This is a genomic window from Streptomyces sp. NPDC057099 (assembly GCF_042671245.1).
In the GTDB taxonomy this organism is placed as follows: Bacteria; Actinomycetota; Actinomycetes; order Streptomycetales; family Streptomycetaceae; genus Streptomyces; species Streptomyces purpurascens.
The window spans coordinates 21,683-35,398 of the sequence record NZ_JBHUTX010000036.1 but is presented as its reverse complement, the minus strand read 5'-3'; the positions used below and the strand labels follow the sequence as shown (position 1 = coordinate 35,398).

Genomic DNA, 13,716 nt, shown 5'->3' with positions numbered 1-13,716 from the left:
GGTACTCAGCCCGCCACGAACGTGTGGGCGGCCTTGTCGTGCCAGCACTGGCGCCACGGCTTGTCGAAGAGGCACCAGGCGACGCCGACGATCCCGACGACGAGCAGCCCGGGCACGCTGTAGACCAGCCAGCGGCGCAGGGCGGAGCCGAAGTCCGGGGCCTCGTGGCCCTCGATGTCCCGGACGTCGAGACCCATCAGCTTCTTGCCGAGGGTGCGGCCCCACTTGGCGGTGGGCAGCACCTCGGAGACGACGCCCACGAGCAGCAGGACGGCCACGATGATGCCGAGGTAGACCGATGTGGTGCCGTCGAGCAGCCAGACCGTGACGGTCTCGCCGGAGAGCTTGGCCGCGTCGATCTTCTCGTTGACGTGGTCGATCGCCTTGGTGCCGAGCGGCACGCCGGCCGCGGCGGTGACGCCCAGCAGGACGACCGTGTCCAGCAGCCTCGCGGCCAGGCGCTTGCCGAGCCCGGCGGGGCGGGCCGCCGCCTGGCGCCGGGCGGCCGCCTGGAACAGGTCCTCGGTCGGCGGCTTCCAGGGCGCGACGGGCTGCTCGTCGCCGGTTCCGGCGAGCCGGTGCACCTGCTGCGCCCAGGACGACTGACCGCCGCCGGGGCCCGCGCTGAGGGGGGCGGCCCCCTGCTGCTGGGGTCCGCCGGACTGCGGGGGAACGGTGGGGGCCGCCTGGGGCCCGGACAGCGCCGTCGGGGCGGCCGAAGAGGACTGGGCGCCCGCCTGCGCGGCGGCGGCCCGGGCGGCGGCCGCCTTGCCGGCACCGAAGCCGGGCGACCCCGCGTTGGCCCCGGGACCGGCCGCCCCGGGCTGCGCGCCGAAGGCGGGTCCGGCCGAGCCTCCGCCCGCCGCTCCGAAGCCCCCGGCTCCCGCACTGCCGTCGGAGGCCGGGGTGCCACCGGCGCCGACCTGACCACCGAAGACGGGACCCGCCGAGCCGCTGCCGGCCGGCCCGAAGCCCCCGGCCCCCGCACCACCGTCGGAGGCCGCCGGGCCTCCCTGCGCGCCGGAACCGGACGCCGGGCTCCCCGGGCCCTGACGCGGCGAGACCGCGCGGAACGTCATCGTGCCCTCGTCGGGAACGTCGGCGGACGGCGCCGCCCCTCCCCCGGACTTCCCCGTCGGGCGGCGGAAGACGAACGTGCCGCCGGCGGACGCGGCGTCGTCCTGCCGGCCGGCGGACTCGCCGTCCGGCCCGCGGTCGGCGCTCGGCACCCTCGGGTCGGACCCCTGCGCGGCGGCGGCCCCTTGTGCTCCCTGCGGGGAGCCCCACGAGACACGGCGGTCCTGGTCGCCTCCGAAGCCGGACTGGCGGGAGCGGTCGGCGCCCCAGGCGGTCGCGGGTTCGGGACGGCTGCCGTGCTGGGCGTCGGCGGCCGACGGCTCCTGGGCGGGGTCAGCCGGGTCCTCGTCGAAGAAGTGCGGGCCGGTCTCCTCGACCGAGGCGGCGGAGCCGGACCCCGCACCGGGCGGCGGCGCGAGCGTCTCGCCGTCCTTGGGCGCCGGACGGCTGGTGCCCGGCACCCAGGAGGCACCGTTCCAGTACCGGACATATCCAGGAATGGACGGGTCCGGGTAATACCCTTCGCGGGGCCGGTCGTCACCGGGGGCCGGGGTTGGGGCGCTCATGTCCGTCGGTCCCGTATCTGCTCGGGGGTCAACTGGGGGCCTCCACATCTATCAGACGAGGGCAAGCCCCACGGCCGCTCCCACCGGACCCACCCCTTTCGAGCACCGATGTGCTACGCGGCGAAAAAGCGAAAAAACTTCCGGCAAGCCGCGTAATGCGGAGGCCCCCGCCCGCTCTCCCTCCCTGACCGGCCCGCACGGGCAGCCGTCAGGAGAAGGGAAGACCGCCATGCACACCGTTGTGGAGCGGGAACTGGAGCTGAGACTCGTCCTGTCGCCGGAGCGCAGGATCCCGGTGCCGGCCCGGCTCGGGTATCTCACCGACGATCCGTACGCCGTCCACGTCACCTTCCACATCGACACCCGGAACCCGGTGCACTGGACGTTCGCCCGCGAGCTGCTCGTGGAGGGCGTGTTCCGGCCGTGCGGGCAGGGGGACGTGCGGGTGTGGCCGGCGAAGTCCGAGGGGCGCGGCGTCGTGCTGATGGGACTGAGTTCACCCGACGGGGACGCCCTGCTCGAGGCCCCGGCGGCCCAGGTGTCGGCCTGGCTGGAGCGCACGCTCCGGGTGGTCCCGCTGGGGGCGGAGGGTGAACGGCTCGGTCTCGACGACGAGCTGGACCAGTTGCTCGCCCAGTGACTCGTTCAGTGGGAGGGGCGGGTCAGAACAGCTTGCCCGGGTTGAGGATGTCCAGCGGGTCGAAGGCCTGCTTGACGGCCCGCTGCATCTCCAGCCCGACGGGGCCGATCTCGCGCGCCAGCCACTCCTTCTTCAGGACGCCGACGCCGTGCTCGCCGGTGATGGTGCCGCCGAGTTCCAGGCCGAGGGCCATGATCTCGTCGAAGGACTCGCGGGCACGCCGGGACTCGTCCGGGTCGGCCGCGTCGAAACACACGGTCGGGTGGGTGTTGCCGTCGCCCGCATGGGCGACGACCCCGATGGTGAGCCGGTACTTCTCGGCGATCCGGTCGACCCCTTCGAGCATCTCGGCGAGCCGGGAGCGGGGCACGCACACGTCGTCGATCATCGTCACGCCCTTGACGGCCTCCAGCGCGGTGAGCGACAGCCGCCGCGCCTGGAGCAGCAGTTCGGACTCGGCCACGTCGTCGGCCGGTACGACCTGGGTGGCGCCGGCGGCCTCGCACAGCGCGCCGACGGCGGCGAGGTCGGCGGCCGGGACGGTGGTGTCGAACGCGGCCAGGAGCAGCGCCTCCGTGCTCTCGGGGAGGCCCATCTGCGCCAGGTCGTTGACGGCCTTGACCGTCGTACGGTCCATGAGTTCGAGGAGTGACGGGACGTGGCCGCCCTCCATGATCCGGCACACGGCGTCGCAGGCGGCGGCAGCGGAGGAGAACTCGGCGGCCAGCACCAGCTGCTCGGGCGGCTTGGGGCGCAGCCCGAGGACGGCCCGTACGACGATGCCGAGCGAGCCCTCGGAGCCGACGAACAGCCGGGTGAGGTCGTAGCCGGCGACGCCCTTGGCGGTGCGGCGGCCGGTGGACATGAGCCGCCCGTCGGCGAGTACGACGTCGAGGCCGAGGACGTACTCGGCGGTCACTCCGTACTTCACGCAGCACAGGCCGCCCGAGGCCGTGCCGATGTTGCCGCCGATGGTGCACATCTCCCAGCTGGAGGGGTCCGGCGGGTAGTACAGGCCGTGTTCGCCGACGGCGCGGGACAGGGCGGCGTTGATCACGCCGGGTTCGACGACGGCGATGCGGTCGACCGGGTTGATCTCCAGGATCCGGTCCATCTTCGTCAGGGAGAGCACGATGCAGCCGTCGGAGGCGTTCGCGGCTCCGGACAGTCCGGTGCGGGCGCCCTGCGGGACGACCGGGACGCGCAGGGCGGTGGCGGTGCGCATCACGTGCTGGACCTGCTCGACCGTGCGGGGCAGGACGACCACGGCCGGGGTGCCGGCCGGGCAGAAGCTCGCCATGTCGTTGGCGTAGGCGGCCGTGACGTCGGAGTCGGTGAGAACCGCCTCGGCGGGGAGGCCGCCGAGCAGGAGGCCGACCAGGTCGCCGTTCGTTTCGGTGTCCTCGGGGCTGCGCGCTTCGATACGGCTCATGATCACAGGTTCGCACCCGGGGCCATCGGTGTGAACCCCGTCTGCGGCACCCTTCGCCTGCCCGGGTGTGGTCGTCGTACTGACGCACAGTGAGCGCCATGGAGAACCATCAGGAGGGCCCGGAGCGACAGGAGAGCAGGAGTTCGAAACACCCCTTTCGCAGCCGGCGGGTGCGGCGTCGGCATGTGCTGATCGCCTCCGTCGCGGGATGTGCCGTGCTCGGCGGGGCGCTGGTGCTGATGCCGTGGGACCGGCCCGCCCCGCCGGCTCCGCCGTCGCCCGGGGCGCAGGCCATGGCGGCGGTCGCGGGCGGGGTGCCGGCCGCGCTGCCCGGCCTGGCCGAGCTGATCGACGCTCGGGAGAAGCGGCTGCGGACGCACCCGAGGGACGCGCGGTCCTGGGCGGTGCTCGGTTGCGCCTATGTGGAGCAGGGGCGGCGGCTGGCGGACCCGGCGTACTACCCGCGTGCCGAGAAGGCGCTGCGTACGTCGCTGAAGGTGCGGCCGAAGCGGAACGCCCGTGCGCTGGACGGTCTCGCCGCGCTGGCCAACGCCCGCCGGGATTTCCCCGCCGCACGCCAGTGGGGTGAGGCGGCGCTGAAGCTCCAGCCTCGGCGCTGGACGACGTATCCGCTGCTCATCGACGCCTACACCGGGCTGGGCGAGCACCAGGCGGCCGAGCGGGCGCTGGGCCGGCTGACGGAGCTGCGGGCCGGGCCCGCCGTGCTGGCGCGGGCCGCCGCCGTCTACCGGGACCACGGCCGGCGGGAGGACGCGGCGGCCTCGCTGGCGGACGCGGCGGCGGGCGCGCGGGCTCCGGCCGAGCGGGCGGCCTATCTGGAGCGGGCCGGGCAGCTGGCCTGGGAGCGCGGGGACCTCGAGGACGCGCTGCGGCACTTCCAGAAGGCGGTGCGTCTCGACCCGGACCAGCGGGCCGCGCAGGCCGGGCAGGGCCGGGCGCTGGCGGCCCTGGGCCGGACGACGGAGGCGCTGAACGCCTACCGGGTGGCGCTCGCCAAGCAGCCGTGTCCGCAGTACGCCCTGGAGCTGGGCGAGTTGTACGAGTCGCTGGAGATGCCGGAGGCGGCCCGGGTGCAGTACGACCTGCTGCGGGAGGGGGTGCGCGAGGCGACCGCGGCCGGGGCCGACGAGGAACTGGTGCTGGGGCAGTTCGAGGCGGACCACGGCGATCCGGAGGCCGCGGTACGACGATTGCGCGCGGAGTGGGAACGGCAGCCCGGGACGGCGGTCGCCGACGCCCTGGGGTGGGCACTGCACCGGGCCGGGGAACATGAGGAGGCGCTGGCGTTCGCGACGCGGGCGACGGAGGAGAAGCACGGGGGCGGGGTGCGCAGCGCGGCGTACATGTTTCACCGCGGCATGATCGAAAGAGAACTGGAACGCTACGGCCCGGCCCGCCGCCACCTCGCGGAGGCTCTGCGGATCAACCCGCACTTCTCACCGCTGCAGGTGCCCGCGGCGCGGGCGGCGATGGAGTCGCTGGGCGAGCCCCCGGACACGGAGGTGCCGGTGATGGGCCCGGAGCCGGAAGGGGAATGAGAGGGTGCGGGTGCCCCGTGACACCCGCACCGTCTCAGGGCGATCGGGCTACAGGTTGCCGCGGCGGGCCTGTTCGCGTTCGATCGCCTCGAAGAGGGCCTTGAAGTTGCCCTTGCCGAAGCCCATCGAGCCGTGGCGTTCGATGATCTCGAAGAAGACGGTCGGACGGTCCTGGACCGGCTTGGTGAAGATCTGCAGCAGGTAGCCGTCCTCGTCGCGGTCGGCGAGGATCTTCAGGTCGCGCAGGGTGTCGATCGGGACGCGGGTCTCGCCGACCCACTCCCCCAGGGTGTCGTAGTAGGAGTCCGGCGTGTTCAGGAACTCGACGCCGGCCGCGCGCATCGTGCGGACCGTCTGCACGATGTCGTTGGTGTTGAGCGCGATGTGCTGCACGCCCGCGCCGCCGTAGAACTCCAGGTACTCGTCGATCTGGGACTTCTTCTTGGCGATGGCCGGCTCGTTGATCGGGAACTTGACCTTGAGCGTGCCGTCGGCGACGACCTTCGACATCAGCGCGCTGTACTCGGTGGCGATGTCGTCACCCACGAACTCCTTCATGTTCGTGAAGCCCATCACCTTGTTGTAGAAGCCGACCCACTCGTTCATCCGGCCGAGCTCGACGTTGCCGACGCAGTGGTCGATCGCCTGGAAGGTGCGCTGCGCGGGCGGCTCGACCATCGGCTCGACCGCCACATAGCCGGGCAGATAGGGGCCGTCGTAGCCGGAGCGCTCGACGAGGGTGTGGCGGGTCTCGCCGTAGGTGGCGATGGCGGCCAGGACGACCGTGCCGTGCTCGTCCTTCTGCTCGTACGGCTCGGCGACCGAGCGGGCGCCGTGTTCGAGCGCGTAGGCGTACGCGGCGCGCGCGTCCGGGACCTCGATGGCGAGGTCGACGACGCCGTCGCCGTGCTCGGCCACGTGCTTCGCGAGGAAGTGACCCCAGTCGCTCGCGGGCTTGATGACCGAGGTGAGGACGAAGCGGGCGGAGCCGTTCTCCAGGACGTACGCAGCGGTCTCGCGGCTGCCGTTCTCCGGTCCGGAGTAGGCGACCAGCTTCATGCCGAAGGCGGTGGAGTAGTAGTGCGCCGCCTGCTTGGCGTTGCCCACGGCGAAGACGACCGCGTCCATTCCCTTGACCGGGAAGGGGTCGGCCTGCCGGGCGGTGTCGGGAGTGTGGTGTGTGGTCTGCGTCATAGCCGCAGGGTCCCCCCGCTCGGCAAGGTGCGCAATAGTTTGCGTTTCTGCTGGGCAATCTGCTTAGCGATAGGGCCGCCGCAACGGCCTTTCTGTACAGGATGACCACTCCGGGAGGCTGCTGTGGCGATCGATCATCTGGACGGCCGGATCATCCTGCTGCTGGCCCGGGAGCCGCGGATCGGGGTGCTGGAGATGTCCCGGCGGCTGGGCGTGGCCCGGGGCACGGCACAGGCCCGCCTCGACCGGCTTCAGTCGAACGGAGTCATCCGCGGCTTTGGTCCGGAGGTGGATCCGGCGGCGCTCGGCTACCCGGTCACGGCGTTCGCGACGCTCCAGATCCGACAGGGCCAAGGGGCCGACGTACGGGCCCACTTGGCGACCGTGCCGGAGGTGCTGGAGCTGCACACCACCACCGGCAGCGGGGACATGCTCTGCCGCCTCGTGGCCCGCTCGAACGCCGATCTCCAGCGTGTGATCGACCGGGTCGTCGGTTTTGATGGCATCGTCCGGGCCTCCACGGCGATCGTCATGGAGAACCCCGTTCCGCTGCGGATCATCCCGCTGGTGGAGCAGGCAGCGGAGGAGACCTGAGTCGTGGGGTGAGCGCGTGTGAACTTCTTGGAGTATCTGGGCACCCGGAAAGAACAGCTGCTCACGGACGCCTACCAGCACGCGAGCGTCGTCTTCCAGTGCATGGTCGTGGCGACCCTGATCGGGGTGCTGATCGCCGTCGTCACCTACGGCAGCGAGTGGGCCGGGAACCTCGCGACCACGACCACCGCCACCATCCTGACCGTCCCGGCGCTGGCCCTGATCGGTCTGCTCATCCCGATCGTGGGGCTCGGAGTGCCGCCCACGGTGATCGCCCTGACGCTGTACGGGCTGCTGCCGGTCGTGCGCAACGCGATCGTCGGCCTGCGCGGGGTCGACCCGTCGCTGGTGGACGCGGCCACGGGCATCGGGATGTCCCGGTCGTCCCGGCTGCTGCGGATCGAGCTGCCGCTGGCCTGGCCGCCGATCCTGACCGGGATCCGGGTCTCCACCCAGATGCTGATGGGCATCGCGGCCATCGCGGCGTACGCCTCAGGACCCGGCCTCGGCAATGTCATCTTCCGCGGCCTGGCCTCGCTGGGCAGCGCGAACGCGCTCAACCAGGTCCTCGCGGGCACGCTCGGCATCATCGTCCTGGCGCTGCTGTTCGACGCCGCGTACGTCCTGATCGGACGGCTGACCATTCCCAGGGGGATCCGTGCCTGAGTCCGGCGACCACGGGGCCTCCATCGAGCTGGAGAGCCTGACCAAGCTGTTCCCCGGGAGCGCGCAGCCGGCCGTGGACAACGTGAGCATGGAGATCAAGGCGGGCGAGGTCGTCATCCTCGTCGGCCCCTCGGGCTGCGGTAAGTCGACCACGCTCAAGATGATCAACAGGTTGATCGAGCCGACCGGCGGCCGGATCCGCATCGGCGGTGAGGACGTCACCGACATGGACCCGGTCAAGCTGCGCCGCAAGCTCGGCTACGCGATCCAGTCGGCCGGTCTCTTCCCGCACATGACGGTCGCGCAGAACATCGCCCTCGTACCGAAGATGATCGGCTGGGCGAAGGCCCGGATCAAGGAGCGGACCGAGGAACTCCTCGACCTGGTGGGCCTCGACCCCGGCGAGTTCCACGGTCGCTATCCGCGCCAGCTGTCGGGCGGTCAGCAGCAGCGCGTGGGCGTGGCGCGGGCGCTGGCCGCCGATCCTCCGGTGCTGCTGATGGACGAGCCGTTCGGGGCGGTGGACCCGATCACCCGTGACCATCTCCAGGACGAGCTGATCCGGCTGCAGCACGAGCTGCACAAGACGATCGTCTTCGTCACCCACGACTTCGACGAGGCGATCAAGATCGGCGACCGGATCGCCGTCCTGCGCGAGCGGTCCCACATCGCGCAGTTCGACACCCCGGAGGCCATCCTCACCAACCCGGCGGACGACTTCGTGTCCGGGTTCGTGGGCGCCGGGGCGGCGCTGAAGCGGCTGAACCTGACCCGCGTACGGGACGTGGAGGTCACCGACTATCCGACCGTCACCATCGACGACCCGTTGCAGCAGATCTTCAACCGGCTGCGGGCCGGCGGCACCAACGAGGTGCTGCTGCTCGACCGGCGCGGCCGCCCCTACAAGTGGCTGAGGCGCGGCGATCTGATGCGGGCCCGGGGTTCGCTGGCCCGGGCGGGGACGCTGGTGCACGACACGGTCACCCGGGACGCGACGCTGCGGGACGCGCTGGAGGCGGTGCTCACCGACAACGCGGGTCGGGTGGCGGTGACCGGGCGGCGCGGCGAGTACACGGGCGTCGTCGACATGGAGACGCTCATCAACTCCGTGCACGAACTGCTGGAGGCCGACCGGCTCGACGCGCTGGAGCACCAGCACGAGCTGGAGTCGCTGCGGGCCTCGCAGACGCACGCGGAGCAGGAGGGCGGCGCGAGCGTCACGGGCGTGGGCCTCGGCGTGGAGCGGAAGGCGTGACCGCGCCCGAGGTGCGGGACGTCCCGTCCGAGCCGCCGGCCGAGGAGAAGACCGAGACGCCCCGGACGCCACCGGCTCCCCGGCCCGCGCGCATCAGCTGGCAGAAGCTGACCGTCCTGCCCACCGCGCTGGTGGCCCTGCTGCTCGCCACCTGGCTCTGGTTCCTCCAGGCCGACCTGGACGCGCTCTCCCGGAACGCCCTGTCGGGCGGCCAGGTCTCCAAGGCGCTGTGGCAGCACATCCAGCTGACCGTGATCTCCACGTTCTTCGTGCTGATCATCGCGATCCCGCTGGGCATCCTCCTGACCCGCGGGGCGTTCAGCAGGGCCACGCCGGTGGCGATGGCGTTCGCCAACATGGGCCAGGCGACCCCGGCGATCGGCCTCCTGGCGCTCCTCGTCATCTGGCTGGGCATCGGTCGCAGGGCCGCCCTGATCGGCATGATCATCTACGCCATCCTGCCCGTGCTGTCGAACACGATCACCGGCCTCAAGGCGAACGACCCGACCCTGCTGGAAGCGGCGCGCGGCATCGGCATGTCCCCCAGGGGCGTACTGCGCCGCGTCGAACTGCCACTGGCCGTCCCCCTGATCCTCGCGGGTGTCCGTACGGCCCTGGTCCTCAACGTCGGCACGGCGACCCTGGCGGTCTTCGGCGGGGGCGGCGGCCTCGGCGTACTGATCACCACCGGCATCACCAACCAGCGGATGCCGGTGCTGGTGCTGGGGTCGATCCTGACGGTGGCACTGGCGCTGCTGGTCGACTGGCTGGCGTCGATCGCTGAGTTGCTGCTGCGGCCTCGGGGGTTGCAGTCGTGAGGGGGCGTGGGTGGGTGAGGGTGCGGTGGTGGGGTGGCTTGGGGGTAGGGGCGGGGGTGGGGTGGCTGGTTTGGGGTGGCGTTCTTGCCCTGTCGGCGGCGGGGCTGTGGGCGAGGGGTGGCGTAGGTGCCCTGTGGGCGGCGGGGCGGCTGACGCGGGGCGGCGTCCCTGCCGTGTCGGCAGCGGGGCTGTGGTCGAGGAGTGGTGCACGCGCCCTGCCCACGGCGGGGCGGCTGACGCGGGGCGGCGTCTCCGCACTGCCGACGGCGGGGCTGCGGTCGTGGAGTGGTGCACGCGCCCTGCCTGGGATGGGGCAGTCGGCACGGGACGGCGTCCCCGCACTGCCGACGGCGGGGCAGCCGGCGCGGGGCGGCCTCCCCACACGCCCGACGGCGGAGCTACCGGTGCGGGACGGCATACGTGCCCTGCCGGTGGCGAGGCTGCTGGTGGTGGCCGGGCTGCTGGCCGTGGTCTCCGGGTGTGGGCTGACCAGTGGGTCCCCCATGACCGATGACGTGAAGCCGGGGTCGATCGGGCGGGGTGAGCCGCTGAAGGGGGCGCAGTTGACGGTGACGTCGAAGTCGTTCACCGAGCAGCTGATCCTCGGCTCGATCATGGGCATCGCGTTCGAGGCGGCCGGTGCGGAGGTGATCGACCGCACCGGCATCCAGGGCTCCATCGGCAGCCGCGAGGCCGTCCGGAAGGGCGACGCGGACGCCGGGTACGAGTACACGGGCACGGCCTGGATCACGTACCTCGGCAACAGCAAGCCCATCCCCGACCCGCGCGAGCAGTGGGAGGCGGTGCGCAAGGACGACGCCCGCAACGGGGTGACCTGGCTGCAGCCCGCGGAACTCAACAACACCTACGCGCTGGCCATGAACCAGGAGAACGCGAGGAAGTACGGCACGAAGACCCTGTCGGACGTGGCGAAGCTGGCGAAGTCCGACCCCGGGGCGGCGTCCCTGTGCGTGGAGGTCGAGTTCGCCAACCGGGCGGACGGGCTGCCGGGCATGCAGAAGGCGTACGGCATGGACGTACCGGCCCGGGACATCACGCAGATGGACACCGGGATCATCTACACCCAGGCGGCGAAGGGGAGTTGCACCTACGGGGAGGTGTACACCACCGACGGGCGCATCAACTCGATGAACCTCGCCGTGATGGACGACGACAAGAAGTTCTTCCCCAACTACAACGCCGCCCCGATGATCAACGCGAAGACGTTGAAGGAGTGGCCGGCGATCGCGGAGGTGCTCGACCCGGTCACGGCGAAGCTGGACAACGCGGTGGCGCGGAAGCTGAACGCGAAGGTGGATGTGGACGGGGAGGATCCGCACCAGGTGGCGCTCGACTGGATGGTGGAGGAGGGGTTCGTCAAGGAGGGATGACTTCCAAAGAGACCGTTGCAAAGAAACCCTTGCAAGCATTCCTTTGCAAGGATAGCTTTGCATCATGCCCGAACCCCAGAACCCTCAGGTGCGTGAGCTCGACCCCCGTTCCCTGCGCGGACTCGCCCACCCCCTGCGGATGCAGCTGCTGGACGCCCTGCGCTTCGGCGGCCCGGCCACGGCCTCGCAACTGGCCGACAAACTGGGCGAGTCCAGCGGCGCCACCAGCTACCACCTGCGCCAACTCGCGGAGTACGGCTTCGTCGAGGACGACCCCGAGCGGGGCAAGGGGCGTGAGCGCTGGTGGCGAGCGGTCTACCGCGGACTGCGCTTCAACCGCGATCTGCTCAAGGACTCGGACCCGGTGGTACGCGGGGCGGCGGATCTGTACCTCCACGAGGTCGCGACCTCCCAGACCCGGGATCTGTCGACCTGGCTGGGCAACCGTGACTCATGGCCCGACGAGTGGCGCGACGTCGGGGACATGAGCAGCTTCACTCTGCGTCTGTCGCCCGAACTGGCAGGGGAACTCGTCGAGAAGATGCACGCCCTGGTCGAGTCCTACCGCGACCGCGCGCCCACCGAGGACACCCCCAACACCGAGCAGGTCCGCATCCACACCCACGCGTTCCCGACCAGGACGGACTGAGATGCACCCCGACATCCACCTGCCCCTGCACCACGCCCGCGCGGCCGAACTCGAGGCCGAAGCCCAAGCCCCGAGGCCCGTCAGACCCAGGCAGGCTCACCACCTGCGCGCCCGCCTCGGCTGGACCCTCGTGGAGGTCGGGCTACGGCTCGCCACCCGGCCGGGGACGGCAGCCGCCGTCCCCTAGCAACTCGGCACTGAGCCCTTCCCGGTCTCCAGGGCCACCAGCGAACTCACCGTGCTCTTCAGCGTGGTCACCGGAACCAGCCGAAGCCCCTTCGGCAGCTCGGCCCGCGCATCCCCGCACTCCGCCTTCGGGACCAGGAACACGGTCGCGCCGTCACGCCGCGCGGCCTGCGTCTTGAGGGCGACACCCCCCACCGCACCGATCGTCCCGTCCTCGGCGATCGTGCCCGTACCGGCGATGACACGGCCGCCCGTGAGATCCCCGCCGCTGCCGTCGCCGTCGAGCTTGTCGATGATCCCCAGGGAGAACAGCAGCCCCGCGCTGGGCCCGCCCACGTCGGCGAGCTTCAGGCTCACCTCGACGTCCTTGGCGTTCAGACCGAGGTAGCCCAGCGCGGCCTGCGTCGCCGCGTCCTGGGACTCCTTCATCTGCTCCTCGTTGTGCCGCTCGATCTCCTTGACGCTGTCCCCGTTCGGATAGACGGCGTCGCGCGGCATGACCGCCTGGTCGGTGCGGAACCAGCCGTCGATGACGTCGGGGAGCGAGACGCGGGTGTCCGGGGAGGTCGCCTCGATGGTCGTCATGCGCAGTTGCCCACGGGTGTCCCGGGCCGATGCGCCCGAGATGGTGATCACCTCGGCGCCCTTGTTCTCCCCGAGTACGTTGGCCGTCATCCCCGGCTGCGCCACCGAGAACGGCAGCGGCGCGAACACCGCCGTGGCGAGCAGGGCGGCGACGGGCAGGGCACAGACGGCGATGGCCCGGGGGCGCGTGAGACGAGAGAACACGGGATCAATCTAACGCGGGGGCGGGATACGGCCCGGATCAGGGCGTCCGGACCCTGCCCGGGGACACGGCGGAGGTCAGCGCAGCGCGTCCGCGACCTCCCGTGCCGCCTCGACGACCCGCTCCCCCACCCGCTCCGGCACCACGTCCGCGAGCATCACCACACCCACGCTGCCCTCGACGCCCGTCACACCCAGCAGCGGTGCCGCCGCCCCGCACGCGCCCGCCTCCAGCTCCCCGTGCGTGAGGATGTAGCCCGGGTCCGCCATCGGGCGCTGCCGGGCCGCGAGGATCGCCTTGCCTGCCGCGCCCCGGTCCAGGGCGTGCCGGAATCCGGCCCGGTAGGCGACGTGGTAGTCCGTCCAGGTCGGCTCCACCACGGCCACGGCCAGCGCGTCCGCCCCGTCGACCAGGGTCAGGTGGGCCGTGGCGCCGATGTCCTCGGCCAGCGACCGCAACGCCGGCATCGCGGCCTCCCGCACCAGCGGATGGACCTGCCGCCCCAGCCCCAGCACACCGAGCCCGACCCGGGCACGTCCGCCCAGGTCACGACGTATGAGCGCGTGCTGTTCCAGGGTGGCGAGCAACCGGTACACCACGGTCCGGTTCACGCCCAGCCGGACGGAGAGCTCGGTCACGGTCAGCCCGTGGTCCGTGTCGGCGAGCAGCTTGAGGACACGCAGTCCCCGGTCGAGCGTCTGAGAGGTCTCCGCGGTCACGACGCCCACTCCTTAGTGGTGAGGTCGGCGGCCCTCTGGCGGCTGGTGCGTCACCGAGTCCCGTCGGCAACGCGCTTCAGAGGCCGCCGATCGGCCGGCGGCCCGGCCAGTCCGGACCGCGTCGCTTCACGGCTGCGCTCCGCGGCGGCGCTGCCACGGGGCGTGTGCGTAGCCGGACAGTAG

At 71.8% G+C, this 13,716-nt stretch carries 14 protein-coding genes; 9 read left to right on the top strand and 5 right to left on the bottom strand.

The genetic code is table 11. The features are described from left to right. Positions 1-5: 5 nt before the first annotated feature. Positions 6-1,643: an RDD family protein gene (locus ACFT4A_RS31220; RefSeq protein WP_382836647.1), complete on the bottom strand. Its 1,638-nt coding sequence runs from the start codon at positions 1,641-1,643 to the stop codon at positions 6-8. A 229-nt stretch (positions 1,644-1,872) separates the two neighbouring features. On the opposite strand from ACFT4A_RS31220, the gene ACFT4A_RS31215 reads away from it, so the two are divergent. Next, complete coding sequence (locus ACFT4A_RS31215; protein ID WP_382836644.1) at positions 1,873-2,283, top strand: SsgA family sporulation/cell division regulator; 411 nt, start codon at positions 1,873-1,875, stop codon at positions 2,281-2,283. Positions 2,284-2,305: 22 nt separating this feature from the next. On the opposite strand, the gene ACFT4A_RS31210 is transcribed toward ACFT4A_RS31215, so the two are convergent. Continuing rightward, the gene (locus ACFT4A_RS31210; protein ID WP_382836641.1) at positions 2,306-3,721 is read right to left on the bottom strand and encodes an FAD-binding oxidoreductase; all 1,416 of its coding nucleotides are present in this window, start codon (positions 3,719-3,721) and stop codon (positions 2,306-2,308) included. A gap of 92 nt (positions 3,722-3,813) precedes the next feature. Between ACFT4A_RS31210 and ACFT4A_RS31205 the strand changes: the two genes are divergently transcribed. Further along, positions 3,814-5,274 (top strand): tetratricopeptide repeat protein, encoded by a 1,461-nt coding sequence (locus ACFT4A_RS31205; protein WP_382836638.1) that lies wholly within the window; start codon positions 3,814-3,816, stop codon positions 5,272-5,274. Positions 5,275-5,322: 48 nt separating this feature from the next. Here the strand turns inward: ACFT4A_RS31205 and hppD are convergent, their stop codons facing one another. Beyond that, positions 5,323-6,468: a 4-hydroxyphenylpyruvate dioxygenase gene (gene hppD / locus ACFT4A_RS31200; protein WP_382836635.1), complete on the bottom strand. Its 1,146-nt coding sequence runs from the start codon at positions 6,466-6,468 to the stop codon at positions 5,323-5,325. A 123-nt stretch (positions 6,469-6,591) separates the two neighbouring features. Between hppD and ACFT4A_RS31195 the strand changes: the two genes are divergently transcribed. The 7 genes from ACFT4A_RS31195 to ACFT4A_RS31165 all read left to right on the top strand — a co-directional run bounded on the left by ACFT4A_RS31195 (position 6,592) and on the right by ACFT4A_RS31165 (position 12,028). Next, positions 6,592-7,062, top strand: a complete 471-nt coding sequence (locus ACFT4A_RS31195; protein WP_003990570.1) for an Lrp/AsnC family transcriptional regulator — start codon at positions 6,592-6,594, stop codon at positions 7,060-7,062. An 18-nt stretch (positions 7,063-7,080) separates the two neighbouring features. After that, on the top strand, positions 7,081-7,728 hold the full coding sequence (locus tag ACFT4A_RS31190) for an ABC transporter permease (protein WP_382836632.1): 648 nt from the start codon (positions 7,081-7,083) through the stop codon (positions 7,726-7,728). Continuing rightward, a complete protein-coding gene (locus ACFT4A_RS31185) occupies positions 7,721-8,983 on the top strand; it encodes a betaine/proline/choline family ABC transporter ATP-binding protein (protein ID WP_382836630.1) in 1,263 nt (420 codons plus the stop codon). Before ACFT4A_RS31190 ends, ACFT4A_RS31185 begins: the two co-directional genes overlap by 8 nt. Continuing rightward, positions 8,980-9,801: an ABC transporter permease gene (locus ACFT4A_RS31180; protein ID WP_382836627.1), complete on the top strand. Its 822-nt coding sequence runs from the start codon at positions 8,980-8,982 to the stop codon at positions 9,799-9,801. The genes ACFT4A_RS31185 and ACFT4A_RS31180 overlap by 4 nt, the downstream gene beginning before the upstream one ends. A gap of 503 nt (positions 9,802-10,304) precedes the next feature. Next, positions 10,305-11,192, top strand: coding sequence for a glycine betaine ABC transporter substrate-binding protein (locus ACFT4A_RS31175; protein ID WP_382836755.1), 888 nt, complete (start codon positions 10,305-10,307; stop codon positions 11,190-11,192). A gap of 64 nt (positions 11,193-11,256) precedes the next feature. Next, complete coding sequence (locus ACFT4A_RS31170) at positions 11,257-11,841, top strand: ArsR/SmtB family transcription factor (RefSeq protein WP_382836624.1); 585 nt, start codon at positions 11,257-11,259, stop codon at positions 11,839-11,841. A gap of 1 nt (position 11,842) precedes the next feature. Further along, the gene (locus tag ACFT4A_RS31165; RefSeq protein ID WP_382836622.1) at positions 11,843-12,028 is read left to right on the top strand and encodes a hypothetical protein; all 186 of its coding nucleotides are present in this window, start codon (positions 11,843-11,845) and stop codon (positions 12,026-12,028) included. On the opposite strand, the gene ACFT4A_RS31160 is transcribed toward ACFT4A_RS31165, so the two are convergent. Together ACFT4A_RS31160 and ACFT4A_RS31155 are read right to left on the bottom strand one after the other, a co-directional pair. Beyond that, positions 12,025-12,816 carry a S16 family serine protease gene (locus tag ACFT4A_RS31160; protein ID WP_382836619.1) on the bottom strand — a complete coding sequence of 264 codons (792 nt, stop codon included), beginning with the start codon at positions 12,814-12,816 and terminating at the stop codon, positions 12,025-12,027. The two genes, ACFT4A_RS31165 and ACFT4A_RS31160, sit on opposite strands and share 4 nt — an antisense overlap. 75 nt (positions 12,817-12,891) lie before the next feature. Continuing rightward, positions 12,892-13,533: an IclR family transcriptional regulator gene (locus ACFT4A_RS31155; protein WP_382836616.1), complete on the bottom strand. Its 642-nt coding sequence runs from the start codon at positions 13,531-13,533 to the stop codon at positions 12,892-12,894. Positions 13,534-13,716 lie beyond the last annotated feature (183 nt).

Excerpts from the sequence above, each read along its gene's own strand:
- ACFT4A_RS31170 (WP_382836624.1), top strand. The coding sequence starts at position 11,257 with ATGCCCGAACCCCAGAACCCTCAGGTGCGTGAGCTCGACCCCCGTTCC.
- hppD (WP_382836635.1), bottom strand. The coding sequence starts at position 6,468 with ATGACGCAGACCACACACCACACTCCCGACACCGCCCGGCAGGCCGAC.
- ACFT4A_RS31215 (WP_382836644.1), top strand. The coding sequence starts at position 1,873 with ATGCACACCGTTGTGGAGCGGGAACTGGAGCTGAGACTCGTCCTGTCG.
- ACFT4A_RS31165 (WP_382836622.1), top strand. The coding sequence starts at position 11,843 with ATGCACCCCGACATCCACCTGCCCCTGCACCACGCCCGCGCGGCCGAA.
- ACFT4A_RS31220 (WP_382836647.1), bottom strand. The coding sequence starts at position 1,643 with ATGAGCGCCCCAACCCCGGCCCCCGGTGACGACCGGCCCCGCGAAGGG.
- ACFT4A_RS31205 (WP_382836638.1), top strand. The coding sequence starts at position 3,814 with ATGGAGAACCATCAGGAGGGCCCGGAGCGACAGGAGAGCAGGAGTTCG.
- ACFT4A_RS31175 (WP_382836755.1), top strand. The coding sequence starts at position 10,305 with ATGACCGATGACGTGAAGCCGGGGTCGATCGGGCGGGGTGAGCCGCTG.